The 24500-nt window shown below is 66.8% G+C and carries 23 protein-coding genes and 1 tRNA gene; 18 read left to right on the forward strand and 6 right to left on the reverse strand.

Going from position 1 to position 24500, the window contains the following annotated elements:
* The first annotated feature begins 43 nt into the window (after window positions 1–43).
* The 9 genes from ABSH63_RS00990 (at window position 44) to mgtE (ending at window position 7990) form a co-directional block, all read left to right on the forward strand.
* Window positions 44–1501: an RNA polymerase factor sigma-54 gene (locus ABSH63_RS00990; protein ID WP_352886567.1), complete on the forward strand. Its 1458-nt coding sequence runs from the start codon at window positions 44–46 to the stop codon at window positions 1499–1501.
* Between the two features lie 32 nt (window positions 1502–1533).
* A complete protein-coding gene (gene hpf / locus ABSH63_RS00995; protein ID WP_352886568.1) occupies window positions 1534–1866 on the forward strand; it encodes a ribosome hibernation-promoting factor, HPF/YfiA family in 333 nt (110 codons plus the stop codon).
* Between the two features lie 151 nt (window positions 1867–2017).
* Window positions 2018–2479 (forward strand): PTS sugar transporter subunit IIA, encoded by a 462-nt coding sequence (locus ABSH63_RS01000; RefSeq protein WP_352886570.1) that lies wholly within the window; start codon window positions 2018–2020, stop codon window positions 2477–2479.
* Between the two features lie 7 nt (window positions 2480–2486).
* A complete protein-coding gene (locus tag ABSH63_RS01005; RefSeq protein WP_352886572.1) occupies window positions 2487–3065 on the forward strand; it encodes a hypothetical protein in 579 nt (192 codons plus the stop codon).
* Between the two features lie 46 nt (window positions 3066–3111).
* Window positions 3112–4005 (forward strand): RNase adapter RapZ, encoded by an 894-nt coding sequence (rapZ, locus tag ABSH63_RS01010; RefSeq protein ID WP_352886573.1) that lies wholly within the window; start codon window positions 3112–3114, stop codon window positions 4003–4005.
* Complete coding sequence (locus ABSH63_RS01015) at window positions 4002–4391, forward strand: PTS sugar transporter subunit IIA (RefSeq protein WP_352886575.1); 390 nt, start codon at window positions 4002–4004, stop codon at window positions 4389–4391. The genes rapZ and ABSH63_RS01015 overlap by 4 nt, the downstream gene beginning before the upstream one ends.
* Before the next feature lie 98 nt (window positions 4392–4489).
* Window positions 4490–4756, forward strand: a complete 267-nt coding sequence (locus ABSH63_RS01020) for an HPr family phosphocarrier protein (RefSeq protein ID WP_352886576.1) — start codon at window positions 4490–4492, stop codon at window positions 4754–4756.
* 88 nt (window positions 4757–4844) lie between these two features.
* Complete coding sequence (gene ptsP, locus ABSH63_RS01025) at window positions 4845–6578, forward strand: phosphoenolpyruvate--protein phosphotransferase (protein ID WP_352886577.1); 1734 nt, start codon at window positions 4845–4847, stop codon at window positions 6576–6578.
* Window positions 6579–6640: 62 nt separating this feature from the next.
* Window positions 6641–7990, forward strand: coding sequence for a magnesium transporter (gene mgtE / locus ABSH63_RS01030; protein WP_352886580.1), 1350 nt, complete (start codon window positions 6641–6643; stop codon window positions 7988–7990).
* A gap of 99 nt (window positions 7991–8089) precedes the next feature.
* Here the strand turns inward: mgtE and ABSH63_RS01035 are convergent, their stop codons facing one another.
* Window positions 8090–10408 (reverse strand): NADP-dependent malic enzyme, encoded by a 2319-nt coding sequence (locus ABSH63_RS01035; protein ID WP_352886581.1) that lies wholly within the window; start codon window positions 10406–10408, stop codon window positions 8090–8092.
* 184 nt (window positions 10409–10592) lie between these two features.
* Between ABSH63_RS01035 and infC the strand changes: the two genes are divergently transcribed.
* From infC to ABSH63_RS01075, 8 genes are all read left to right on the forward strand, one after another.
* On the forward strand, window positions 10593–11156 hold the full coding sequence (infC, locus tag ABSH63_RS01040; protein ID WP_352886583.1) for a translation initiation factor IF-3: 564 nt from the start codon (window positions 10593–10595) through the stop codon (window positions 11154–11156).
* A 234-nt stretch (window positions 11157–11390) separates the two neighbouring features.
* Window positions 11391–11588: a 50S ribosomal protein L35 gene (gene rpmI, locus ABSH63_RS01045; RefSeq protein ID WP_352886584.1), complete on the forward strand. Its 198-nt coding sequence runs from the start codon at window positions 11391–11393 to the stop codon at window positions 11586–11588.
* A 15-nt stretch (window positions 11589–11603) separates the two neighbouring features.
* Entirely contained in the window at window positions 11604–11966 is a 363-nt protein-coding gene (rplT, locus tag ABSH63_RS01050) for a 50S ribosomal protein L20 (protein WP_352886586.1), read from the forward strand.
* A gap of 98 nt (window positions 11967–12064) precedes the next feature.
* Window positions 12065–13066, forward strand: a complete 1002-nt coding sequence (pheS, locus tag ABSH63_RS01055; protein ID WP_352886587.1) for a phenylalanine--tRNA ligase subunit alpha — start codon at window positions 12065–12067, stop codon at window positions 13064–13066.
* The gene (pheT, locus tag ABSH63_RS01060) at window positions 13063–15432 is read left to right on the forward strand and encodes a phenylalanine--tRNA ligase subunit beta (RefSeq protein WP_352886588.1); all 2370 of its coding nucleotides are present in this window, start codon (window positions 13063–13065) and stop codon (window positions 15430–15432) included. The genes pheS and pheT overlap by 4 nt, the downstream gene beginning before the upstream one ends.
* Window positions 15433–15463: 31 nt before the next feature.
* Window positions 15464–15760, forward strand: coding sequence for an integration host factor subunit alpha (locus ABSH63_RS01065; RefSeq protein WP_352886590.1), 297 nt, complete (start codon window positions 15464–15466; stop codon window positions 15758–15760).
* Window positions 15744–16154: a MerR family transcriptional regulator gene (locus ABSH63_RS01070; RefSeq protein WP_352886592.1), complete on the forward strand. Its 411-nt coding sequence runs from the start codon at window positions 15744–15746 to the stop codon at window positions 16152–16154. Before ABSH63_RS01065 ends, ABSH63_RS01070 begins: the two co-directional genes overlap by 17 nt.
* Before the next feature lie 60 nt (window positions 16155–16214).
* Window positions 16215–16291: transfer RNA gene (locus tag ABSH63_RS01075), tRNA-Pro, on the forward strand.
* 109 nt (window positions 16292–16400) lie between these two features.
* Here the strand turns inward: ABSH63_RS01075 and ABSH63_RS01080 are convergent.
* Both ABSH63_RS01080 and ABSH63_RS01085 read right to left on the reverse strand, forming a co-directional pair.
* Window positions 16401–18020, reverse strand: a complete 1620-nt coding sequence (locus ABSH63_RS01080) for a phytoene desaturase family protein (RefSeq protein WP_352886593.1) — start codon at window positions 18018–18020, stop codon at window positions 16401–16403.
* Window positions 18017–19093: an SMP-30/gluconolactonase/LRE family protein gene (locus ABSH63_RS01085; protein WP_352886594.1), complete on the reverse strand. Its 1077-nt coding sequence runs from the start codon at window positions 19091–19093 to the stop codon at window positions 18017–18019. Before ABSH63_RS01085 ends, ABSH63_RS01080 begins: the two co-directional genes overlap by 4 nt.
* A 233-nt stretch (window positions 19094–19326) precedes the next feature.
* On the opposite strand from ABSH63_RS01085, the gene ABSH63_RS01090 reads away from it, so the two are divergent.
* Window positions 19327–20991, forward strand: coding sequence for an AMP-binding protein (locus tag ABSH63_RS01090; protein WP_352886595.1), 1665 nt, complete (start codon window positions 19327–19329; stop codon window positions 20989–20991).
* A 241-nt stretch (window positions 20992–21232) separates the two neighbouring features.
* On the opposite strand, the gene ABSH63_RS01095 is transcribed toward ABSH63_RS01090, so the two are convergent.
* From ABSH63_RS01095 to ABSH63_RS01105, 3 genes are read right to left on the reverse strand one after another with little or no spacing between them, the layout of a single operon-like run.
* The gene (locus tag ABSH63_RS01095) at window positions 21233–22594 is read right to left on the reverse strand and encodes a thioredoxin fold domain-containing protein (protein WP_352886597.1); all 1362 of its coding nucleotides are present in this window, start codon (window positions 22592–22594) and stop codon (window positions 21233–21235) included.
* Window positions 22594–23388 carry a hypothetical protein gene (locus ABSH63_RS01100; RefSeq protein ID WP_352886598.1) on the reverse strand — a complete coding sequence of 265 codons (795 nt, stop codon included), beginning with the start codon at window positions 23386–23388 and terminating at the stop codon, window positions 22594–22596. Before ABSH63_RS01100 ends, ABSH63_RS01095 begins: the two co-directional genes overlap by 1 nt.
* Complete coding sequence (locus tag ABSH63_RS01105; RefSeq protein ID WP_352886905.1) at window positions 23385–24416, reverse strand: SAM-dependent methyltransferase; 1032 nt, start codon at window positions 24414–24416, stop codon at window positions 23385–23387. Before ABSH63_RS01105 ends, ABSH63_RS01100 begins: the two co-directional genes overlap by 4 nt.
* Between the last annotated feature and the right edge of the window lie 84 nt (window positions 24417–24500).

The raw sequence follows: 24500 nt of genomic DNA on the forward strand, positions 1-24500 counted from the left end.
CGCAGTCGCAGACTGAAAACTCATCGCCGGAGACCGCCGCTCGATGAAGTCATCCCTCGGCCTGCGGCTCGGCCAGTCGCTGACGATGACCCCGGCGCTGCAGCAGGCGATCCGCCTGCTGCAGTTATCGAGCCTGGACCTGCAGCAGGAGATCGAGCAGGCGCTGGACGCCAACATCCTGCTCGAACGCGACGAGCCGGCGCCGGCCGAGGCCGCTGGTCCGGACGAATCGACCGAGCCGGCCGAAGCCGCCGACCGCGACGCTACCGAGTCCCTGGAACTGCGCGACGACGGCGACATTCCCGACGAGATGCCGGTCGACGCCGACTGGGGCGATGTCTTCGATGACCTGCCGGCGGCCGCGCGACGTGACGACGACGAGCTGCGCGAGTTTCTCGAAGCCAATCTGCACAAGGCCACCGGCCTGCGCGAACATCTGCTCGAACAGGCGCGCGTCGCCCCGTTCGCGGTCGAGGAGCTGGCGATCGCCGAATATCTGATCGACGCCATCGACGAGGACGGTTATCTGCGCGACTGGCCGGCGCTGCTCGAAGAGCTCTCGAACACCCTGGGCGCCGGCGCCGCCGAGGTCGAAGCGGTACTCGCCAAGTTGCAGGAGTTCGACCCGACTGGTGTCGCCGCACGCGATCTGGGCGAATGCCTGCGTCTGCAGATCGAGTCGCTGCCGGCGCGCACGCCCGGAGCGCAGGCGGCGCTGATCCTGGTCGAGCGCCACCTGCCCCTGCTCGCCCGTCGCGACAGCGCGGCGCTGAGCCGTGCCAGCGGTCTGGACGTGGCGACGGTCGACGCCGCGCTGGCCCTGATCCGCACGCTGCAGCCGCACCCGGGTCAGGCCTTCAAGCCTCACGAATCGGCTTACGTGGCGCCGGACGTCTTCGTTCATCGCAAGAATGATCGCTGGGTGGTGAGCCTGAACTCTGAACTCACCCCGCGCCTGCGCATCAACAGCCACTATCAAGGTCTGATCCGCCGTGCCGATACCTCAACGGACCAGCAGATGCTCAAGCAGCATCTGCAGGAGGCGCGTTACTTTCTCAACAGCCTCGAAGCCCGCAACGAAACTTTGCTGCGCGTGGCCCAGTCCATAGTTGAAGAACAACGCGCTTTTCTGGAATATGGACCCGAAGCGATGCGCCCTTTGGTGCTACGCGACATCGCCGAACAGCTGGGCATACATGAATCGACCGTTTCACGCGCCACAGCCAACAAGTACATGCTCACGCCACGTGGGCTCTTCGAACTCAAGTATTTTTTCTCCAGCCACGTCCAGACCACGGGCGGCGGCGTGTGCTCAGCCACCGCGATCCAGGCCATGATCAAGCGCTTGATCACCAACGAGAATCCCGCGCGCCCGCTGTCCGACGCCACCCTTTCCGAACTCTTGCTCAAGGAGGGCATCCAAGTCGCACGTCGTACCGTTGCCAAATACCGCGAAGGCCTGGGGATCCCCCCCTCGCACGAGCGCAGACCGCCGGCCTGAAACCGGCATCCGTTACGCCCAGGAGGTCCACGATGAATCTGAACATCTCCGGTCACCATGTCGAAGTCACGCCGCCGATGCGCGACTACGTCGTCGCCAAGCTCAAGAAGCTCGAACGGCACTTCGACCACCTGATCAGTGCGGAGGTGGTTCTGTCGGTCGAAAAGCAGCGCCAGAAGGCGGAGGCGACCGTGCACGCGAGCGGCGCCAACATGCATGCGGAGGCCGTCGATAGCGATCTGTACGCGGCGATCGATCTGATGTCGGACAAGCTGGACCAGCAAACGCGCAAGTACAAGGAGAAGCTGCGCGACCATCACCAGAAACAAGCCCACAAGCGCATGGCGATATCGACGCGCTCGTGAGGCCCTGCCCCGCGCCTTTGGCTCGACGGCCGTGAGCGCTCGCAACGCCCACGGACGGCGGACGCGCGGCTGCTAGAATCCGCGCATCCGCGAGGGTCCGGTCACACCCCGTGGCCGGGCCCAAGTTTTTGCAAGGGTATCGAAACGAAACATGAAGATCGCAGACATCCTGTCGCAGGACCGCGTCAGCCAGGGGCAGACGTTCACGAGCAAGAAGAAGGCGCTGGAGGAACTGTCGAACCTGCTCGCGCGCGGCGTGCCGGGGGTGCAGGCGGCCGACATCCTCGCCAGCCTGTCGGCACGCGAGAAGCTGGGCAGCACCGGCCTTGGCCATGGGGTCGCGATCCCGCACGGCCGCATGGCCGGTGTCCACGAGAGCGTCGGCGCCTTCATGCGCCTCAAACACCCGCTCGACTATGACGCCCACGACGGCCAGCCAGTCGATCTGGTGTTCGGCCTGCTGGTCCCGCAGAGCGCAACCGAAGCCCATCTCAAACATCTCGCGGCGATCGCCGAGATGTTCTCCGACAGCACGTTCTGCCAAAAGGCGCGCGAGGCCGCCGACGAAGGCGCGCTCTTCAGACTACTGAGCGCCTATACGCCGGCGAGCTGATCCGCCCATGCCGCGCACTGCGGCGAACACGCCGACCACGCTGCACGGCGTGTTGATGCGCGTGCATGGCATCGGCGTCTTGCTCGTCGGCGCCAGCGGCGTCGGCAAGAGCGAGCTGGCGCTCGAACTGCTCAGCCGCGGTCATCGTCTGGTCGCCGACGATGCCGCCGAGTTCACCGTCGAACGCGGCGTGCTGCGCGGACGCTGTCCGCGCCTGTTGCAGGGCTTCATCGAGGCACGCAGCCTCGGCATCCTCAACGTGCGCCGGCTCTACGGCGCGCGCAGCGTGCTCGGCGCCAGCCGTCTCGATCTGATCATTGCCTTGGACACACCCGCCTCGCCATCGGAAACCGGGCTCGAACGCCTGAGCGGCCGACGCTCGATGCGTAGCGTGCTCGGCGTCGAAGTGCCGACGGTCTCGATCCCGGTGCGGCTCGGGCATAATCTCGCGGTGCTGGTCGAAGCCGCCTGTCGCGACGAGCGCCTGCGTCGAAAAGGCTATCGCGCCGATGTCGACCTGACGCGCAGGCAGATGCTGGAGATCAGCAAGCAGGATCGACACCAGTCATCGGACAAGCCCACGTGAATCGCCGCCACGACTCCGCGCTCGCCATCGAGGGGCGATGCCAGCGATGAAGCTGATCATCGTCAGCGGCCTGTCCGGTGCCGGCAAGACCGTGGCCCTCAAGCAATACGAGGATCTGGGCTACTACTGCATCGACAACCTGCCACTGGCGCTGGTTGGGCCGATCTCACGGCGTGCGACGCGCGGCGCCGACGAGCGCTACGCCAAGCTGGCCATCGGTGTCGATGCACGCGAAAGCCCGCGCGAGATCGCGCGCTTTCCACGCTATCTCGAACGCTTGCGCGCGCGCGGCATCCAGACGCGGGTGCTGTTCCTGCGCGCCGACGAAAGCGTGCTGTTGCGGCGCTACTCGGAAACCCGGCGCTCGCATCCGCTCGCCCGCGGCAACGTCTCGCTGCAGGAGGCGATCCGCGCAGAGCAGCAACTGCTCGCGCCAATCGCCAGTTGTGCGGACGCGACCATCGACACCACCGGCAAGAATCTTCACGAGCTGCGCGAGGAGATTCAGGCTCAGGTACCCGGCGGCGGCGCTGGCAAGCTGATCGTGCAGCTCGAATCCTTCGGCTTTCGCAACGGCCTGCCCGACAGCGCCGACTTTGTCTTCGACGTCCGCTGTCTGCCCAACCCGCACTGGGAACCGACGCTGCGCAAGCTCAGCGGCCGTGATGCCGCCGTGGCCGCATGGTTCGAGCACCACCCGGAAGTGCAGCGCATGATCCGCGACCTGCGCGATTTCCTCGAACGCTGGCTGCCGGCGTTCCGCAAGCAGGATCGCGCCTACCTGACGATCGCCATCGGCTGCACCGGGGGCCAGCATCGCAGCGTCTACGTGGTCGAGCGCCTCGCCGAAGCGCTGCGCGCAAACTACGAACAACTCTCCGTGCGCCATCGTGAACTGTGGAACGGCGTCGAGCGGCGCAAGCCGGAAGGCTCGCCATGAGTCGCGTCGGCCTGCTGCTGGTGATGCACGGCAAGCTCGGCCATCACCTGCTCGATACGCTGCGCGACATGCTCGGCGAGCTCCCGCTGGCCGCCGACGTGCTCGAGGTGCGCCGCGTGTCCGCTCACGAGGTCCTGATCCGCCAGGGCAGCAAGATGCTCGAGCGCCTGGACTCCGGGGACGGCGTTTTGATCCTCACCGACGCCTTCGGCTCGACGCCGAGCAACATTGCCAACAAGCTGCGCGCGACACACCGGTGCGCGGTGGTCGCCGGCGTGAACCTGCCAATGCTGGTGCGCATCTTCAACTACCCCACGCTGCCGCTGCACGAGATGGCCAAGAGTGCCGTCGAAGGCGGCAGCCGCGGCATCATCGAGTGTCCATGATCAGGCAGCATCCAGTCGGTGGCTGCCAGTTCCCGGAAAAGACACTGGCGGATCGCTGTTGCTGGAAACCGCAAACTGGAATCTGGAAACTGCCCTGAATGGAACGCACCGTCGACATCGTCAACAAACTCGGCCTGCACGCCCGCGCCGCTGCCAAGCTGGTGACGCTGGCCAGCAAGTTCGCGGCCGAGATCCGCATCCGCAAGGACGGCCGCGAAGTCAGCGGCAAGTCGATCATGGGCGTACTGATGCTGGCGGCCGCGCGCGGTTCGCAGATCACGCTGATCGCAGACGGCGAGGACGCCGCACAGGCCCTCGACGAACTGGCGCAGCTCGTCGCCGATCGCTTCGGCGAAGACGAGTGATGAAGCCGTTTCCAGTTTCCAGTTTCCAGTTTCCAGTCAGGAGAACGGCCGTTGCCGCTACTGGAAACCGTGCGACCGGAGGCCGCGCATGAGCCTGTGGCTCTCCGGCATCGGCGTTTCGCGCGGGATCGCCATCGCCCGCGTACAGAAGGTGCACGGCGGCGATCTCGACGTACCGGAGTACACGCTCGCCGCCGCGGACGTCGGCGACGAGGTACAGCGTTTCCTCGACGCGCACGGGCTCGCCAAGGCACAGCTGCGCGAAGTGCGCGAGCGCATCCCCGAGGGCACACCGGGCGACATCGCCGCATTCATCGACACGCACATCCTGATGATGGACGATCGCTCCATCACCGACGCCACGATCACGCACATCCGCAACGCGCGCATCAATGCCGAGGCGGCACTGCTGCGCACGCGCGATGCGTTGATCTCGGTGTTCGAGCAGATGGACGACGCCTATCTGCGCACGCGCCGCGACGATGTCGAACACGTCTGCAGCCGTATCCTGCGCATCCTGCTCAAGTCGGACCGGCAGCTGTGCGCGCGCGGCGAGCAAGGAGAACCGACGGTCGTCGTCGCCGACGACGTCACCCCGGCCGACATCATCCTGCTCGCACAGCAGCAGGTCGCCGCCTTCGTCACCGAGTACGGCGGACCGCTGTCGCACACGGCGATTCTGGCGCGCAGCCTCGGCATCCCCGCAGTCGTCGGCCTGCGCGACGCGCGCCGCCTGCTGCGCGACAACGAAACCGTCATCGTCGACGGCGAGACCGGCCATGTCCTCGCCGACCCCGATGAGCTGGCCCTTTCGTTCTACCGCGACAAGCAGCGCAAGCACGCGCGTCACCGCGCCGGCCTGGTACGGCTCAAAGGGCGCGATGCGATCTCGCGCGACGGCGTGCCGATCCGCCTGCTGGCGAACATCGAGCTGCCGGAGGACGCGCGCATCGCCGAGGAAGCCGGCGCCCAGGGCGTCGGCCTGTACCGCACGGAGTTCCTCTACATGAACCGCAAGGAATTGCCGAGCGAGGACGAACAGTACGAGGCGTACGCGCGTATCGTCTCGGCGGTGTCCGGCACGATCACGATCCGCACGCTGGATCTGGGCGCCGACAAGCAGGTCGACAGCGGCCGCAGCCATGGTCCGCTGCCGACCAATCCGGCCCTGGGGCTGCGCGCGATCCGGCTGTGCCTGAAAGAGCCCGAATTGTTCCGCGTGCAGGTGCGCGCGCTACTGCGCGCGTCCAGCCACGGCCGCGTGCAGATCATGCTACCGATGATCTCCAACCTGCAGGAGTTCTGCCAAGCCTCGGCGTTGATCGAGTCGGCGCGCGAGGAGCTGCGCGCCGAGGGCAAGCCCTTTGCGCCAGACGTGCCGATCGGCGCGATGATCGAGGTTCCGGCGGCGGCGATCGCCGCGCCGATGCTCGCGCGGCACGCGCGCTTCTTCTCGATCGGCACCAACGACCTGATCCAGTACACGCTGGCGATCGACCGCGTCGACGACGAAGTCAATTATCTGTATGACCCGCTGCACCCCGCCGTGCTGCACCTGATCCGCCACACGATCGAATCGGGACGAAGCGCCGGGATCCCGGTGGCGATGTGCGGCGAGATGGCCGGCGATCCGCGCTTCACGCGCTTGCTGCTCGCGCTCGGGCTCACCGATTTCTCCATGCACCCGAACAACATCCTCGAGATCAAGCAGATCGTCGTCGAGTCCGACGTCGCCAAGCTGCGTGCGGCGATGCAGGACGCACTCGAACGCAAAGATCCGCAGGAGCTACGCGAGCGCATCGCGCTGCTCGACCAGCTCTGACCCGCCGGCCTCGATGCTATGCTCGCCCGCGGTCACCGCAGCGCGGACGTCGTCACCCTCCGATGAGCGATCGAGATACGCAAGAGGCCGCGATCCGGCGGCTGCGTGAACGCCTCTCCGGCGGCAACATGCTGCCGGTCAAGCGCGCGCTACACGCACTCAATCCCGCCGAGATTGCGGAATTCCTCACCTCGTTGCCGCCATCCGAGCGCAATCTGGTCTGGGAGATGGTCAGCCCCGAGGACGACGGCGAGGTGCTGCTGCACCTGCCCGAGTCGATCCGCGCCGGCCTGATCCGGCAGATGGACACCGCCGAGCTGATCAAGGCCGCCGAGGAACTCGAGATCGACGATCTCGCCGATCTACTCGAAGATCTGCCCGAAACGGTCACGCGCGAAGTCCTCAAGGCCCTGGACGCCGACGATCGCGCCCGGCTCGAAAAGGTGCTGGCCTACGATCCGGACACCGCCGGCGGCCTGATGAACACCGACACGGTGACGGTGCGGCCGGACGTGTCGCTGGACGTGGTGCAACGCTATCTGCGCCTGCGCGGCGAGTTGCCCGCGCACACCGATGCCCTGTATGTGGTGGACCGCTACGGGGCCTATCTCGGTGCGCTGCCGCTGGACAAGATCCTCACGCGCGCGACCGACGAGCTGGTGGCCAACGTCATGCACCGCGACTTGCCGGCGATTCCGGCGCAGGAGAAGGCTCACGATGTCGCCCGTCGCTTCGAGGCCGCCGATCTGATCTCGGCGCCGGTGGTGGATTCGAAAGGCATCCTCGTCGGCCGCATCACCATCGACGACGTCGTCGACGTGATCCGTGCCGAAGGCGAGCACAACATGATGTCGATGGCCGGCCTCGCCGAGGACGAGGACCTGTTCGCGCCGGTGCGCCAGGCCGCGCTGCGGCGCGGCATCTGGCTCGGCATCAATTTGATGACGGCGTTCGCCGCCGCTTGGGTCGTCGGACGCTTCGAGGCGACGATCGCTCAGGTCGTCGCGCTGGCGGTGCTGATGCCGATTGTCGCCAGCATGGGTGGCATCACCGCCAACCAGATCGTCGCGTTGATGGTCCGCGGCATGGCGCTCGGTCAGGTGTCCGCCGGCACCGCGCTACTGCTGCTGCGCAAGGAACTTGGCGTTGCACTCATCAATGGAGTGGCTTGGGGCGTGACCGTCGCCGCGGTGACCTGGCTGTGGTTCAGTCAGCTGCCGCTAGCGCTGGTCATCGGCCTCGCGCTGATTCTCAACCTGAGCTTCGCGGCCGCCGCGGGCGTGCTCGTGCCGTTACTGCTGCGTCGATTCGGGCTGGACCCCGCGCTCGCCGGTAGCGTGATCGTAACCACCTGCACCGACGTGATGGGCTTCTTCCTGTTCCTTGGACTCGGAACGCTGATCCTGCTCTGAGAAAGCGTAGAGCTCGCAAGGCACCAAGGCGCATGCGCGCGATCGGAGCGCGCCCGTCGCCGTCGCGTTGGCCGGCGGCAAAACGCATCGGGCGCGAGTTCACGCGGGGCGTCCTGCTTGGGCGTCGGCCACCGTCAGTGCGGTGACGTTGACGATGCGGCGCACCGTCGCCGATGGCGTCAAGATGTGGACCGGCCGCGCGCAGCCGAGCAGGATCGGACCGATGGCGACATTGCTGCCGGCCGCGGTCTTGAGCAGGTTGTAGGCGATGTTGGCGGCGTCGAGATCGGGCATCACCAGCAGATTGGCGCTACCGCGCAGGGTGCTGTCGGGCAGGATGCCGCGGCGCACGGCTTCATCGAGTGCGCAATCGCCGTGCATTTCGCCGTCGACTTCGAGTTCGGGGGCACGCGCCTTGAGCAAGTGCAGCACCTGGCGCATCTTCTGCGCCGACGGCGCGTCCGAACTGCCGAAGTTCGAGTGCGACAGCAGCGCGACCTTGGGTTCGAAACCGAAGCGGCGCATCTCCTCGGCCGCCATCTGCGTGATCTCCGCGAGCTGCTCGGCGCTCGGGTCGAGATTGACGTGGGTGTCGACGATGAACAACTGCCGCCCTGGCAGGATCAGCCCGTTCATCGCGCCGTAGACACTCGCTCCCGGCCGCTTGCCGAGCACCTGGTCGATGTAGCGCAGGTGGCGCGCGGTATTCGACACCACGCCGCAGATCATGCCGTCGGCCTCGTTCTTGGCGAGCAGCATCGCCGCGATCAGCGTCGTGCGTCGGCGCATCTCCAGCTTGGCGTACTGCTCGGTGACGCCACGGCGCTTCATCAGCGCGTGGTAGTCCTGCCAGTACTCGCGATAGCGCGGGTCGAACTCGGGATTGACCACGGTGTAATGCTCGTTCTCGCGCAAACGCAGGCCGTAGCGCTCGATGCGACTGGCGATCACCTGCGGCCGCCCAACCAAGATCGGCCGCGCGATGCGCTCGTCGATCAGCACCTGCACCGCGCGCAGCACCCGCTCCTCCTCGCCCTCGGCGAAAACGATGCGCTTGTTGGCATCCGGCACACGCCGCGCCACGTCGATGATGGGCTTCATCATCGTGCCGCTGTGGAACACGAACTGCTGCAGCTTCTGCTCGTAGGCGTCGAAGTCGGCGATCGGCCGCGTGGCGACGCCGGACGCCATCGCCGCGCGCGCGACCGCCGGGGCGATCTTGACGATCAGGCGCGGATCGAAGGGCTTGGGGATCAAGTACTCGGGGCCGAACTGCAGATCATCGATGCCGTAGGCGCTGGCGACGACGTCGTGCTGCTCGCGTCGCGCCAGATCGGCGATCGCGTGCACCGCGGCCACCTCCATCTCGCGCGTGATCGTCGTCGCGCCGACATCGAGCGCGCCGCGGAAGATGAACGGGAAACACAGCACATTGTTGACCTGGTTCGGATAGTCGGTGCGGCCGGTGGCGATGATGGCGTCGTCACGCACCGCCTTGACGTCTTCGGGCAGGATCTCGGGATGGGGATTGGCCAGCGCGAAGATCAGCGGCCGCGGCGCCATACGCGCGACCATCTGCGGCTTGAGCACGCCACCGGCGGACAGCCCCAGAAATAGATCGGCGCCGTCGATGACCTCGGCCAACGTGCGCGCGTCGGTTTTCTGCGCGTACTGCGCCTTGAGATCGTCCATCAGCTCGGTGCGGCCCTCGTAGACCACACCGGCGATGTCGGTGAGCCAGACGTTCTCCCGGCGCACGCCCAGCTCGACCAGCATGCCGACGCAGGCCAGCGCCGCGGCGCCGGCGCCGCTGACGACGAGCTTGATGTCCTCGATGCGCTTGCCGACGACGGCCAGACCATTGAGCACGGCGGCACCGACGATGATCGCGGTGCCGTGCTGATCGTCGTGGAACACCGGAATCTTCATGCGCGCGCGCAGCTTCTGTTCGATGTAGAAGCACTCCGGCGCCTTGATGTCTTCGAGATTGATACCGCCGAAAGTCGGCTCCAGCGCGGCAATGACCTCGATCAGCTTGTCCGGATCGGCCTGGTCGATCTCGATGTCGAACACGTCGATGCCGGCAAACTTCTTGAACAGCACCGCCTTGCCTTCCATCACCGGCTTGGCGGCGAGCGCGCCGATGTTGCCCAAGCCCAGCACCGCGGTGCCGTTGGTGATGACCGCGACGAGATTGCCGCGGGCGGTGTAGCGCACCGCTGCCGCCGGATCGGCGGCGATTTCCTCGCAGGCCGCAGCCACGCCGGGCGAGTACGCCAGCGCGAGGTCACGCTGGTTGGACAGTTGCTTGGTCGGCGTAACAGAGAGCTTTCCGGGAACCGGATGCTCGTGATACGCGAGCGCCGCCCGACGCAGGATCTCGCGGGCATCGGCGGGAATGGAACTGTCCTGACTCATGTCTCGACGGGGCTCAAGCTGCGATCAAAACGATATCGTCGCACGTCCACGGCGAAACCGTATGAGCGCTACGCAGCACGCGCGCGCTCGGGCGCACCGACGCGCTTGTTTAGGTCTCGGCGCCCCCTTACAATCCGCGCCCTGACGCCCTCGTCCCGCTCCGCGGCAAGCCCGCCAGCGCAGCGTGGACGCAGCGGTTCGGCCCAGACCTGACTCAAGGAGACCTCGCATCGCACTGGAACGTGAAGACCGGCGCAATCACCAGATCCTCGCGCCGCGCGTACGTGTCATCGCAGAAGACGGTACCCAGCTCGGCATCCTGCCGACGCGCGAAGCGCTGCTAAGGGCCGAAGACGCCGGACTCGACCTCGTCGAGGTCTCGCCGAATGCCGATCCACCGGTCTGCAAGATCATGGATTACGGCAAGTACCTCTACCAGAAGGACAAGGCCCTGCAGGCGGCGAAGAAGAAGCAAAAGCAGATCCAGGTCAAGGAAATCAAGTTCCGGCCCACGACCGAGGAGGCCGATTACCAGACCAAGTTCCGCGCCATCACGCGCTTCCTCGAAGATGGCGACAAGGTCAAGGTCGTCGTGCGCTTCCGCGGCCGTGAATTGGCCCATCAGGAACTGGGCCTGCAGGTCATGAACCGGCTGCGCGACGAGCTGGGCGAGACGGTCCAGGTCGAGCAGTTCCCGAAGATGGAAGGCCGCCAGTCGGTCATGGTCATTTCGCCGAAGCGAAAGTAGTCTCCGTTTCGGAACCTCGGGTTTTCAGTCGAGCCGTCCCCGGGCTGCGTTCTTCCCGGAAACCGACGACCGGAAACTTGAAACTTTTTGCCGGAACGGCCAGAATCGCGCCCCTTTTCTGCGTTCGGCGCAGAAGATGCAGGAAGTCCTGTGCCGCCTCGGCACGGGCCCGGTCAGCGCCCTTCCAGGCAGGGCTGTGAAGCCGGCAACGACCCAAGCAGGAGTCAACGAAAAATGCCGAAGATGAAAACCGTCAAGAGCGCGGCCAAGCGCTTTGCCAAGACCGGCAAGGGTGGCTTCAAGCGTTCACACTCCCACAAGCGCCATATCCTGACCAAGAAGTCGGGCAAGCGCATCCGCCAGTTGCGTGGCGAGACCCAGGTGCATCCGTCGGATCACCGCGAAGTCCGCATCATGCTGCCCTACGCGTAACCGGGAGAACGAACGATGGCACGTGTCAAAAGGGGCGTCACCGCCCGCGCCAAACACAAGAAGGTACTGAAGAAGGCCAAGGGCTATTACGGCGCCAAGTCGCGTCAGTTCCGCTCGGCCAAGCAGCAGGTCATCAAGTCGGGCCAGTACGCCTACCGCGACCGCCGCGTGAAGAAGCGCGAGTTCCGCGCGCTGTGGATCATCCGTATCGGCGCCGCCGCCAAGGAACTGGGTCTGTCGTACAGCCGATTTATCAACGGGCTCGCCAAGGCCGGCGTCGCCCTCGACCGCAAGGTCCTCGCGGATCTCGCGGTGCACGACAAGGCGGCGTTCAGCGCCCTGGTGGCCCAGGCGAAAGCCCAGCTCGGCGTAGCCTGATCCCCGCCTGATTCGGCGTAGTACCGTAGAAAGGGGAACGGCGCCCGCCGTTCCCCTTTCTTGTTTTTCAAGGCCGCCCCATCCCGATCCGCCCGCTCATGACCCATCCACTCGACGAACTGCTGGACAAGGCCAAGGCCGACATCGCCAACGCCGGCGACTTGCGTGCGCTCGAAGCACTGCGCGTCGAACTGCTCGGCAAGAAAGGCCGCGTGACCGAGCTGCTCAAGCAGCTCTCGACGCTCCAAGGCTACGAGCGCAAGGCGCACGGCGAGCGCGTCAACAAACTCAAGGAAGCGGTGACCGCAGCCCTCGATGCACGCGCATCGGCGCTCGAAGAGGCGCAGCTCCAGCAGCGCCTGTCGGCCGAGGCCATCGACGTCTCGCTGCCGGGCCGCGGCGAGGCCACCGGCGGCATCCACCCGATCACGCGCACCATCGAGCGCATCTGCACGCTGTTCGGCGAGCTCGGCTTCGAGACCGTCGAAGGCCCGGAGATCGAGGACGATTTTTACAACTTCAGCGCCCTGAACATCCCCGAGGCACACCCGGCGCGCGCAATGCAGGATACGTTCTACGTGATGAACGGCGCGCGCCTGCTGCGCACGCACACCTCGCCGGTACAGATCCGCACGATGCAGTCGCGCAAGCCGCCGATCCGCATCATCTGCCCGGGCCGCGTCTTTCGCTGCGATTCCGATCGCACGCACAGCCCCATGTTCCATCAGGTCGAGGGTCTGTACGTTGCCGAGAAGGTGACCTTCGCGGATCTGAAGTACGACCTGCAGAGCTTTTTGTCGCGCTTTTTCGAGCGTGAGGTCGAGGCGCTGTTCCGGCCGTCCTACTTCCCGTTCGTCGAGCCGGGGGCGGACGTGCACATGCGCTGGACGCAGGCCGACGGCAGCTCGCGCTGGCTGGAGCTTCTGGGCTGCGGCATGGTCCATCCCAAGGTGTTCGAGGCCGTGGGCATCGACCCCGAGCGCTACACCGGCTACGCCTTCGGCATGGGGGTCGAGCGCATGGCGATGCTGCGTTACGGCGTCGACGACCTGCGCCTGTTCTTCGAAAACGACCTGCGCTTTCTGGAGCAGTTCAAGTGAGACTCAGCGAAACCTGGCTGCGCGAGTGGGTCAACCCGCCCGCCACCATCGAGGAGATCGCCCAACGCCTGGTCATGGGCGGTCTCGAACTGGAGATCGAGCCTGCGCTCGACACGCTGCCGCAGGGCGTGGTCGTCGGCCGCATCATTGCCGCCGAGAAACATCCGCAGGCAGACCGGCTGCAGGTGTGCCGCGTCGATGTCGGCCAGGCCGAACCGCTGCAGATCGTCTGCGGCGCACCCAATGCCCGCGTCGGCCTGAATGCGCCGTGCGCCACCGTCGGTGCGCGCCTGCCGGGCGGCATGCAGATCACCCAGGCCAAGCTGCGCGGTGTCGACAGCTTCGGCATGCTGTGCTCGGCCAAGGAGCTGGCGCTGTCCGACAAGTCCGATGGCCTGCTCGAACTCGACGCGAGCGCCAAGCCCGGCCAGCCGATCGGCGATTACCTCAAGCTCGACGACCACATCCTCAACCTGGAGATCACGCCCAACCGCGGCGACTGCCTGTCGGTGATGGGCCTGGCGCGCGATGTCGCCGCGCTGTTCGGCGTCAACATGAAGCGGCCGAACCTGCCGCCGGCGGTGGTCGTCGGCGACCGCATGCTCAAGGTCGAGATCGAGGATGCCGAGACCTGCCCGAGCTATGCCGGGCGCATCATCTCCAAGCTCAATGCCAAGGCGCGTACGCCGGACTGGATGCGCGAACGTCTGCGCCGCAGCGGCCTGCGCTGCATCCATCCGCTGGTTGACGTCACAAACTACGTGATGCTGGAACTCGGCCAGCCGCTGCACGCCTTCGATCGCGACAAGATCGGCAACACGATCCGCGTGCGCCGGGCGCGGCCGGGCGAGCAGTTGAAGATGCTGACCGGTGAGACGGTGGCCCTCGAGCGCGGCGAACTGCTGATCGCCGACGACGACGGGCCGCTGGCGCTGGCCGGCGTCATGGGTGGCATGGACTCCGGCGTCACCGAGGCGACCACCTCGGTCTTCCTCGAATCGGCCTGCTTCGCCCCGACGGCGATCGCGGGTACCGCGCGCCGCCACAAGCTCGTCTCCGATGCCGCGTTCCGATTCGAACGTGGCGTCGATCCTGGGCTGCAACGCATCGCGCTGGATCGCGCGACGCAACTGATCATCGACATCTGCGGTGGCGAAGTGCACCCGGTCAGCCAGGCCGGGCGCAACCAGCCCGATCCGGTCAGCATTCGGCTGCGCCACGCGCGCATGACGCAGTTGCTCGGTCATGAGATCCCAAGGCGCGAGGTCGAGCAACTGCTCGGCCGCCTCGGCATCACCACGCGCAACGAGATCGGCGACACCTGGCTTTGCCGCATCCCCAGCCACCGTTACGACCTGCGTCTGGAAGTGGATCTGATCGAGGAGGTCGCGCGCCTGCACGGCTACGACCGTATTCCAGCGCGGCCCTATCTCGCCGCGCTGGCGCCGTCGCGCCCGCAGGAGGGTCGGCGCACGCTCGCCTCGGCACGCAGCACGCTGGTGGCGCGCGGCTGGCAGGAGATCGTCTCACTGGCCTTCACCGATCCTCGTAGCCAGGCCGCGCTCGATCCGCAGACGCCATCGATCGCCGTCGACAACCCGATCGCCGCAACCCAGTCGGTGATGCGCACCAACCTGTGGCCCGGCCTCGTCGGCGCGTGGCTGCACAACCGCCAGCGCCAGGTCGCGCGCGTACGCCTGTTCGAGACTGGCGTCTGCTTCGCCCTGCAAGATGGCGCCGCGGTCGAGACGCTGCGCATCGCCGGCCTCGCCGCCGGCGATGCCTTTGCCGAACAGTGGGGCAAGAAGAACCGGCCGGTCGATTTCTACGACCTGAAGGCGGACGTGAGCGCCTTGTTCGGCGCTGCCGTCGACGAGTATCGCTACGTCGCCGCCGCGCACGGCGCGCTGCATCCGGGTCGCAGCGCGCGCATCCTGCGCGGCGAGGTCGCCGTCGGCTGGATCGGCGAGCTGCACCCTTGCGCGGTGCGCGCACTCGATCTGCCCGAGGCACCGCTGCTATTCGAGCTTGACTGGACGCCGATCCGCGACCTGGCGGTGCCGCGTGCGCGGGCGCTGTCCGAGTTCCCGTCGTCGCGGCGCGACATCGCCGTCATCGTCGATGAGCGGGTGCCGGCGCAGGCCCTACTCGATTGCGCGCGCAAGGCCGCAGGCCCTTTGTTGCAGAACGTTTTCGTGTTCGACGTCTACCGCGGCGAAAGCATTGGAGACGCTTGCAAAAGCATCGCTTTGGGGTTGATTTTCAACGACTATTCGCGCACGCTTACGGTCGATGACATCGATGCGGCCACGCAAGGGATCATGCAGGCCTTGAGCAAGGAGCTGGCGGCGACGATCCGTCAGTGATGGTTGGGGCACGTGTAAACAGGGAGCGCGTGTGGCGCTGACGAAGGCTGAGCTTGCAGAGGCCTTGTTCGACGAGCTGGGTTTGAACAAGCGCGAAGCAAAAGAATTCGTAGACCTCTTCTTCGAGGAGATACGCGGCCGCCTCGAAGCCGGCGAGGAAGTCAAGCTGTCCGGCTTCGGCAACTTCGAACTGCGCTCCAAGAACCAGCGGCCGGGCCGCAATCCCAAGACCGGCGAGGAGATCCCGATCTCGGCGCGGCGCGTGGTCACGTTCCGGCCGGGTCAGAAGCTGCGCCTGCGAGTCGAAGCCGATGTCCCCCGCCGATAATCGCGTACTCACCGCCGATTTGCCGGCGATCCCACGCAAGCGCTACTTCGCGATCGGTGAGGTCAGCGAACTGTGCGACGTCAAACCGCACGTCCTGCGCTACTGGGAGCAGGAGTTTCCGCAGCTCAAGCCGGTCAAGCGCCGCGGCAATCGCCGCTACTACCAGCAGGACGATGTGCTGATGGTGCGCCGCATCCGCAGCCTGCTCTACGAACAGGGCTTCACCATCGGCGGCGCACGCCAGCGCCTCAAGGAAATGGCGCGTGGTGGCCGTGAGAACGACCCCAACCCCAGCGGCCCCGTGCGATCGCGACCTTCCGGCAACCGTCGCCGCGAGGAAATCAAAGAACTGCGCGACGAGCTCGAATCGTTGCTGCGTCTGTTCCCCGAATGACCGTCGGCTTTCCTTGCCGGGGGGGCTTCGCTACACTGCGCGCCCCTTGAGTCATCATCGCGGGGCGTAGCGCAGCCTGGTAGCGCACTTCCTTGGGGTGGAAGTGGTCGGAGGTTCAAATCCTCTCGCCCCGACCAAATGATCAAGGAGCCAGACGGATCGTCTGGCTCCTTTTTCATGTTTCATGGGCTGGGGAGCGCGGCTGCGCAAGCTCGCGCGGGCGCCGCGCCGGCGCGAATCGGCGCATCAGGCGCCCAGGATGACCCGCGCGGCATTGCGTCCCGGCGCGCCGCTGACGCCGCCGCCGGGATGGGCGCCGGCACCGCACAGGTAGAGTCCACGTACCGGCGTGCGGTGATCGCTCCAGCCCGGCACCGGGCGAAAACCAAAGAGCTGGTGCAGCGTCATCGCGCCGTGAAAGATGTTGCCGCCGGTCAGACCGAAGCGCCGCTCCAGTTCGAGCGGCGTCAGCACCTGGCGATGCAGTACCGAGGCGGCGAAGTTCGGCGCGTACGCGTTCACCGTGTCGATGCAGCGTTGTGCGAACGCCTCGCCGATCTCGTCCCAGTGCGCGCCGGCGAGCCGGTACGGCGCGTACTGCACGAACATCTGCACGATGTGGTGACCGGCCGGCGCCAGCGTGCGGTCCACCGAAGTCGGAATCGTCAGCTCGATCACCGGCGCGCGCGAGGGCAGGCCGCGCCGGGCGTCATCGAAGGCGTCTTCCAGGTAGTCGAGCGACGGGCTGATGTGGATGGTGCCGCGGTGCTGCGGACCGACTTCGGCGCAACCCGGCAGGCAGGCGAAGTCCGGCAGCGCCGAGACTGCGAGATTGATCTTCATCGACGCGCTCGCATAGTCGATGCGCGCGACCGCGTCGCGAAACGCCGGCGGCAGCGTGTCCTGTTCGAGCAGACGGCGGAAGGTGACCTCGGGCGTCGCATTCGAGGCCACGCAGGGCGCGCCGATGAACTCGCCGGATGCCAGGCGCACGCCGCGCACGGCGCCGCCCACGACCTCGATGCGCGCGACCTCGGCATGAGTGCGCACCTCGACCCCGGCGCTTTCGGCCGAGCGTCGCAGGGCTTGGCTCAACTGCCCCATGCCGCCCTCGACATAACCCCAGACACCGCGCGCGCCGCCGGCCGTGCCCATGACGTGATGCAGCAGCACGTAGCCGGTACCCGGCGCCGACGGCGGTGCGAAGGCGCCGATGATCGCGTCGGTCGCCAGCGACACCTTGAGCGCCTCGGACTCGAACCAGCGGTCGAGGATAGGCCGCGCCGGACCGACGAGCAGCTCCAGCGCGGCCGGCAGATCGTCGCCGAGCTTCTTCAAGCGGCGATGCAAGCGCAGCGCGCGCAGGGCGTTGGCAACGCGCTCACCGAGATCGCGGCGACGATAACTCGCCGGCAGCGGCAACAGATCCGGGGCGATGTCTTCGAGCGCCGGTTCCAGCGCCTCGGCGATGCGGGTCAGCCAGGCTTCGTAGCGCGGATACGCCTCGGCATCACGCGCGGAGAACTTGGCGATCTCGCGCCGGTTGAGTTCGGCGTCCGGCCCCATCAGCAGCGAGCGCCCGTCGGGCAGCGGCGTGAACGACGAGGGGTTGCGCGTCAGCACGCGGTAGCCGTGGGCCTTGAGCTCGAGCTCGCGCTCGACCTGCGGCAGCAGCAGGGAGATCAGATACGAGGCCGTGGACGCGCGATAGCCGGGCGCGATCTGTTCGCTGACCGCCGCGCCGCCGACGATGCCGCGGCGTTCGAGCACCAGCACCTTGCGGCCGGCGCGCGCGAGATAGGCGGCGCAGACCAAGCCGTTGTGTCCGGCACCGACGACGATGCAGTCGTAGCCGGCGTCGCTCACGGTGCGGTCGGAATCGCACTCAGCGGCAGGCGGCCGATCGCGGTGTCGCCGAGGCTGCCGAGATACAGCGCGTCGCCGGCCTGCTTGACGCTGGTCACCGGGCCGAAGGTGTCCTCGCCCGCATACTGCAAGTCGGCGACGATGCGACCGTCGAGATCGAGCCCCAGTACCCAGGCGTGCAGTTTCGGCTCGGGGTGGAACCAGTGCGGGAGACGGAAGATCACGCGGCGCAGATAGGGCTGCGGCAACAGCGCATCGAGTGCCGCCGTACGCGGCGCGTACAGCGCCAGCCAGAAGCGGTCGCTGCCGTTGAAGCTGATGTTGTCGGGAAAACCCGGCAGATTGTCGATGAACACCTCCGAGGTGCCGGCGCGCTCGCCCTTGAGCCAGTAGCGCGTCACGCGATAGCGCGTGGTCTCGGTGACGAGCACATAGGCCTCGTCGGGGCCGACGGCGACGCCATTGGCGAAATACAGTCCGGACAGCAGCGTGCGCACCTGCCCGCTGTCGAAATCGTATTCGAGCAGCCGCCCATGCGGGCGATGCTCGAAGACTTCGGCCATCAGCTCGGGCAGCGCGAACTTGGACGAGGCGTCGCTGAAATAGGCCTTGCGGCTTGCCGCCGGCCGGTCGACGTCGTCGGTGAGCCGGAATGGCAGGCCGTCGGCGGCATCCGCCAGGACGTCGACGCTACCGTCGGTGCCGATGTGCAAAAGACCGCGCATCGCATCGGCGACGAGCACGCCGCCGTCGGGCGCCAAGGCCAGACCCAGCGGACGGCCGCCGGTCTCGGCCAGCAGCTTCGGCGCCGAGCCGTCGGCGTTCATGCGCATCACACGGCCATCGACATAGCCGGTGTGCAGACGGCCTTGTGCATCGATCGCGAGGCCCTCGGGACCGACGCCGATGCCCTCGCCGATGCGCTCGATCGCCTGCAGCACGCGGTTCGGCGCATAGCGCTCGGTCGGCAGCGGCGGCGGCTGCCAGGCCTGCGGTGCGATCGGCACCGGCCAGAACAGCAGATAGGCCGCGAGCGCGGCGAGCGGCAAGACCAGATAACTGAGCAGACGCATGGTTCGATCTCCCTGATGCTGCGCACTACCCGCCTGCCACCGATCCGGTTGCACCGTCCGCCTCCGCGATCGGTCGCGCGCAGGTTTGTCCCTATAATGCCGCGTCGGGCGCCGCTGATGCCCGTTGCTGCACCGGCTCGCGGCCTCGCCCCTTGTGCACAGGCGGCCGTCAGATCCGCCGCGGGGCGACGCGCCGGCGCCGAATTTTTCCTTGCTCAGATTCCGGGGGAACCATGTCGTCGCAGAAGAATCCGGTGGAGATGCTGCTGCAGTGGGCCAAGGAGAAGCCCAACCAAGCCTGGCTTTACCAGCCCGTGGACGGCGTCTGGAAGAAGTACACCTGGGCCGAAGCCGAGGCGCAGGTGCGCTCGATGGCGAGCGCGCTGCGCGCCCTCGGTCTGCCACCGGGCAGCGCCGTCGCGATCTCGGGGCGCAACACGGCGCACTGGGTGCTCGCCGATCTGGCGATCGCGATGGCCGGCTACATCAGCGTCGGCCTGTATCCGAAGCAGGCGCCCGAGGCGGTCAGCTACATCCTCAACCACTGCGAGGCCAAGGCGATCTTCATCGGCCCGATGCCGGACGTCGATCAGTTCATGGGCGCGCTGCCACCCGGCATCAAGACCATCGGCTTTCCGTACGCCGAAGTGCCGCGCTGCGATCACGCCTGGGACGAGCTGGTGCGCGCCCACGAGCCCTTCGCCGGCTATCAGCCGCCGGACCCCAAGGCGCTGGTGTCGCTGATCTACACCTCCGGCACCACCGGCAATCCCAAGGGCGTGATGATCACCACCGAGAACCTCACCTTCGCCACCAGTGGGCTGATGAAGACGATGCCGGCCAAGGGGCAGGAGCGCTTCTTCTCCTACCTGCCGCTCGCGCACGCCTTCGAGCGCGGCGCCGTAGAGATGGCGTCGATCTATCTCGGCGCCGAGGTCTGGTTCCTCGAAAACCTCGACAAACTCCCCGAGCAGCTCAAGCACGTCGCGCCGACGCGCTTCTTCGGCGTGCCACTGGTCTACGGTCGCATCCAGGCCGGCGTGCTGCGCAAGATGCCGCAGGAAAAGCTCGACCGTCTGCTCAAGATTCCGCTGCTGTCGAGCCTGGTCAAGAAAAAGATCAAGAAGGGTATCGGCCTGCACAACGCGCGCTATCTGTTCGTCGGCGCCGCACCGATGCCGATTCCGCTGATGCAGTGGTTCGAGAAGATCGGCATCACGGTGCTGCAGGGTTACGGCATGACCGAGAACAACATCTACGCCACCGCCAACCTGCCCGGCGCCAACCGCATCGGCTCGGTCGGTCGCGCCTTGCCGGGCGCCGACATGCGCATCTTCGAGCCTGATGAGAAGGGTGAGGGCGAGATCCAGTACAAGCATCCGGGCGTGACACCCGGCTACTACAAAGATCCGGAAAAGACCGCCGAGCTGTTCACCGCCGATGGCTGGTTGCGCACGGGTGACAAGGGCCGCATCGATCAGGACGGCTACCTGTTCATCACCGGCCGCGTCAAGGACATCTTCAAGACCCTCAAGGGCAAGTACGTCGCGCCCGCGCCGATCGAAGGCGCGCTGTCACGCAACACCGACATCGACCAGCTCTGCCTCGTCGGCGCCGGCCTCAAGCAGCCGATCATGATCGTCACCCTGGTGCAGCCGCCCACAAAGTCACGCGAGGAGATCGAAAAGGGCCTGATCGCCGACATGGATGCGGTCAACGCGACACTCGAACCACACGAGCAGATCGCCAAGATCATCGTCGCCAAGGACGCCTGGACGATCGACAACGGTGTGATGACGCCGACGATGAAGGTCAAGCGCAACATCGTCGAGCAGCGTTACATGCCCTTGCTCGAAAAGCATGCGGGGGATGTGAAGACGAAGGTGGTCTGGGAGTAACGCGCCGCTCCGAACAGCGGTTTCGGCCCTGGCGGGTCGACCCCTCTTTCTTTGCTTGTCCAAAGAAAGAGGGGGCAAAGAAAGGACACCCCGTGTCGGCGCGACCCCGAGCACGTCAGCACGGCCGGTCCGGGCAGTCGATCAGCAGGCGCGCAGTGGTGTCGGGCAGCGTGGTCACGGGCAAGTCCGCGCATGAGCGGGCGCGTGTTATAGCGGGAGCGGCCGCGCTTGGCGAGTGCGCTCAGGTTTTCAGTAGGGCCTTGAGTGCCGCCGCCTGCTCCGCAAACCACGGGCCGTTGGCTTTGAGCGCCTCGCCGACGACACGCCGCGCCTCGTCGCGGCGATCCAGCGCGAGCAGCGCGCGCACGCGCTGTTCGGCGACCTGCAGGCGATTGAGGCCGTAGGCGTGCAATGCCGCCCGTTCGAGATACTCCAGTGCGGCCTCGGGTTGGCCACGCGCGAGCAGGCTGCGCCCGTGACGCAAGGCATAGACGTAGTCCTGCGGCCAGGCCTCGATCAGCGCCGGCATCAGCGCGTCCAGCGCGGTGTAGTCCCCGGTCAACATCGCGAGCTGTTCGACGTAGACGCGCAGGTTGTCGGCGAGGTTGCGGTCGGCCTCGAGAACGCCGGCCAGCCTTCGCTCGACATCGGCCATCGCGCGCCGCAACAGCGCGATCTGGGCCTCGCGATCGCCGAGCGCGGCCTCGAGCTTTGCCATGGTCAGGATCAGCGAGCGCTCGTCGGCGCAGCGCGACGTGCCGAAAGCGCCCTGCTCGACCAGCGCCTGCATCGGTTCGCGCTGTGCCAGCAGGCGCGCACGCGGCGGCGGCACCTCGCCGCCGCAAGCCAGGTAGCGGCCGAGTTCGTAGGCGCGCGCGCAGCCCAGCTCGCCTTCGAGCGCGGCCTCGCCGGCATCGAGGCAGGCCTGCATATCGCCGCTCTGCGCCGCGGCCATGAAACGCAGGCGCGCCAGCCACTGCGCGACCGTCTCGTCCGCGGCCAGCGCCGCGCGCACCGCATCCTCGCGCGCGGCGAACCAGGCCAGGGCCGCGTCCGCAGCGTCGCGTGCGTGCCAGGACGCCAGCACCTGCCGCGCGGCATCCACGGCCTTGGCATCGGTGCCATCGGCGAGCCGCGCGAGGGCATCGAGATCGGTGCCACGCGCGAGCAGCGCGTCGATGGCGGCGTAGAAGTCCTCGCGCGTCTGCTCGCCGAGAATGCGGCCAAGCTCGTCACCATCGCTGTCGAGCAGCAGATAGCTCGGCAGTGCGCGAATGCCATAGCGCTGCTTGAGCGCCGCCCCTTGCGGTGCGTCGACATCGACCTCGACCACGACCGCGCGCTCGCGCACCTGCGCCCACTGCGGTCCGGTCATCACGTGCTGGGCCATGTAGTAGCAGGAATAGCACCACGGCGCGTGGAACTCGACCAGCAGCGGCTGACGCCGCTCGTGTGCGAGGCGCCGGCCCTGCTCGAAGGACAAACCCTCGACCGTGGCCTCGACCGCGGCTGGCGTGGCCGCCGATGTCGGGGCGCCCGACGCCGGCGGCGCGCGGTCGCAGGCCGCGACCAGCAGGGTGCCCAGCAGCAGCGCGCGCCGCATCAGCGCGCCGCCCTCGCCTCGTCCGCCGCAGTCGGTTCCGCCGCATCCGGCGGCTGCAGCGGCGGCAAGCGCCCGGCCTGCGCCGGCGGCTCGCTGTAGTAGGCGATGCGCGTAACGTAAGGCTTGCCAGTCTTGGGATCCGGAATGTTCGACAGGCCGCGGTATTCGAGCAGCCTGCGCGTGTCGGGGTCGTAGCTCAGTTCGAGCGGATCGACGACGAAACGCAGCAACGAATCCGGCTCGACGAGAAAGCGCGCGGTCGTCCGCCCTTCGAACGTGCCGTCGTCGATACGCCGCGCGCGGAACTTGAACTGGTCGAGACTGCCGGCGACGACCAGGCGTAACTGCACCCGCTCGCGCTGCATCAGCCTGTCGAAATTCGCGACGAGGACGTTGTGGAAGCCCGAGTCCGCGCAGGTCAGACCCTCGCGGGCGATGCGCCGGGTTTCCACCGCTGCGCCGGCCTTTTCGCGGCGCATGACCACGATGGGATCGCCGTTGTCGGTGATGCCCTCGCGATAGCCGGTGTCGTCGAGGCTCAGCTCGAACACCGGGACGAAGGGATCGGCGCTGAAATCCAGCGGCTTGAAGCCGATGCGGCTGCCGTCGGGCCGGTAGTAGGCGATGCTGCCGCGCACCCAGCGGCCGTCCTCGATGACCTGCTCGTGTACCTCGGTATAGAGGTAGGCGTCGGTCTTCAGGTCGAACGCGTAACCGTAAAAGCGATCGACCGTGGTTTGCGCGCCCAGCGGCAGCGCGAGCCACAGTGCCGCCACTGCGATGACACGACTCATGACCGTGCTCCGTGCTTGTCCGAGCGCCGAGTATCACCCTTTGACTCGCGTCGCGCGAAACGGTAGTGCGCCACACCCCACTCGTTGCCGCCGGCGTAGCCGAACAGCTCGGCGACTGCCATGTAGAACATGCGCCAGCGCTGGAACCAGATCGCCGCCTGCTCGTCGCCGTAGGCCCGACGGAACACCGGCATGATCTGTGCCTTCTTCGCGTCCATGCTGGCGAGCCAGTGGTTCGCGGTACGCTCGTAGTGGGTGCCGGACAGCCACCACTGCCGTTCGAGCTTGACGTCGTCCTGGAAATTGAGCAGCAGGTTCTCGCTGGGCATGGTGCCGCCGGTGAAGAAGTACCGGCTCATCCAGTCGGTCTGGTTGGCAACCTCGAAGTGATACGCGAGTAGCTTGTGCACGAAGATGTGCACGAACAGCTTGGCCTCGGGCTTCATCCAGCGCGCGATCTTGGCGAGCAGCAGGCCGTAGTTCTTCATGTGCTCGAACATTTCGATCGACAGCACCCGATCGAATCCGGCCTCGATGCCCTCGGCGGGAAACTCGAAGTCGACGATGTTGCCGGTGATGATGCGCAGGTTGTGCAGACCGCGCTCGGCGGCGCGCGCGAGGATGAACGCGCGCTGGCCGTGCGAGTTCGACAGGCCGACGATCTCGGACTTCGGAAAGCGTTCGGCCAGCCACAGCGACAGCGAACCCCAGCCGCAACCGAGATCGAGCATGCGCTGGCCATCGACCAGTTCGGCGCGCTCGGCGTACAGAGCGAGCATGCGCTCCTCGGCCTCGGCCAGCGTCTCGTCGCCGGTGGGGTACAGCGCGCAGGAATACTTCAGCCGTGGCCCCAGATGCAGATGGAAGAACTCGGCGGGCACCTCGTAGTGCTGCGTGTTGGCGGCACCGGTCTCGATCGCGATCGGACTTGCGCGCAGCTCATCCAAGAATCGGTTGTAGCGCTGCGAGCGCAGCTCGCCGTCCTGGCTGGCCTCGTCGACCAGCCGCCGCTTGATCAGTTGGCGCATGCCCAGCCGGGCCAGCGCATCGGGGATGTATCCGCGTTCGCACAGATCGATCAGATTCACAGCGGTTTCCAGTGGGTAGTTTCC

The sequence above is a fragment of the Sinimarinibacterium thermocellulolyticum genome, assembly GCF_040327995.1.
In the GTDB taxonomy this organism is placed as follows: domain Bacteria; phylum Pseudomonadota; class Gammaproteobacteria; order Nevskiales; family Nevskiaceae; genus Solimonas; species Solimonas thermocellulolyticum.

Bases quoted from the DNA above. Each gene is read 5' to 3' on its own strand.
- ABSH63_RS00990 (WP_352886567.1), top strand. From the start codon at position 44: ATGAAGTCATCCCTCGGCCTGCGGCTCGGCCAGTCGCTGACGATGACC.
- hpf (WP_352886568.1), top strand. From the start codon at position 1,534: ATGAATCTGAACATCTCCGGTCACCATGTCGAAGTCACGCCGCCGATG.
- ABSH63_RS01000 (WP_352886570.1), top strand. From the start codon at position 2,018: ATGAAGATCGCAGACATCCTGTCGCAGGACCGCGTCAGCCAGGGGCAG.
- ABSH63_RS01005 (WP_352886572.1), top strand. From the start codon at position 2,487: ATGCCGCGCACTGCGGCGAACACGCCGACCACGCTGCACGGCGTGTTG.
- rapZ (WP_352886573.1), top strand. From the start codon at position 3,112: ATGAAGCTGATCATCGTCAGCGGCCTGTCCGGTGCCGGCAAGACCGTG.
- ABSH63_RS01015 (WP_352886575.1), top strand. From the start codon at position 4,002: ATGAGTCGCGTCGGCCTGCTGCTGGTGATGCACGGCAAGCTCGGCCAT.
- ABSH63_RS01020 (WP_352886576.1), top strand. From the start codon at position 4,490: ATGGAACGCACCGTCGACATCGTCAACAAACTCGGCCTGCACGCCCGC.
- ptsP (WP_352886577.1), top strand. From the start codon at position 4,845: ATGAGCCTGTGGCTCTCCGGCATCGGCGTTTCGCGCGGGATCGCCATC.
- mgtE (WP_352886580.1), top strand. From the start codon at position 6,641: ATGAGCGATCGAGATACGCAAGAGGCCGCGATCCGGCGGCTGCGTGAA.
- ABSH63_RS01035 (WP_352886581.1), bottom strand. From the start codon at position 10,408: ATGAGTCAGGACAGTTCCATTCCCGCCGATGCCCGCGAGATCCTGCGT.
- rpmI (WP_352886584.1), top strand. From the start codon at position 11,391: ATGCCGAAGATGAAAACCGTCAAGAGCGCGGCCAAGCGCTTTGCCAAG.
- rplT (WP_352886586.1), top strand. From the start codon at position 11,604: ATGGCACGTGTCAAAAGGGGCGTCACCGCCCGCGCCAAACACAAGAAG.
- pheS (WP_352886587.1), top strand. From the start codon at position 12,065: ATGACCCATCCACTCGACGAACTGCTGGACAAGGCCAAGGCCGACATC.
- ABSH63_RS01070 (WP_352886592.1), top strand. From the start codon at position 15,744: ATGTCCCCCGCCGATAATCGCGTACTCACCGCCGATTTGCCGGCGATC.
- ABSH63_RS01085 (WP_352886594.1), bottom strand. From the start codon at position 19,093: ATGCGTCTGCTCAGTTATCTGGTCTTGCCGCTCGCCGCGCTCGCGGCC.
- ABSH63_RS01090 (WP_352886595.1), top strand. From the start codon at position 19,327: ATGTCGTCGCAGAAGAATCCGGTGGAGATGCTGCTGCAGTGGGCCAAG.
- ABSH63_RS01095 (WP_352886597.1), bottom strand. From the start codon at position 22,594: ATGCGGCGCGCGCTGCTGCTGGGCACCCTGCTGGTCGCGGCCTGCGAC.
- ABSH63_RS01100 (WP_352886598.1), bottom strand. From the start codon at position 23,388: ATGAGTCGTGTCATCGCAGTGGCGGCACTGTGGCTCGCGCTGCCGCTG.
- ABSH63_RS01105 (WP_352886905.1), bottom strand. From the start codon at position 24,416: ATGCGCCAACTGATCAAGCGGCGGCTGGTCGACGAGGCCAGCCAGGAC.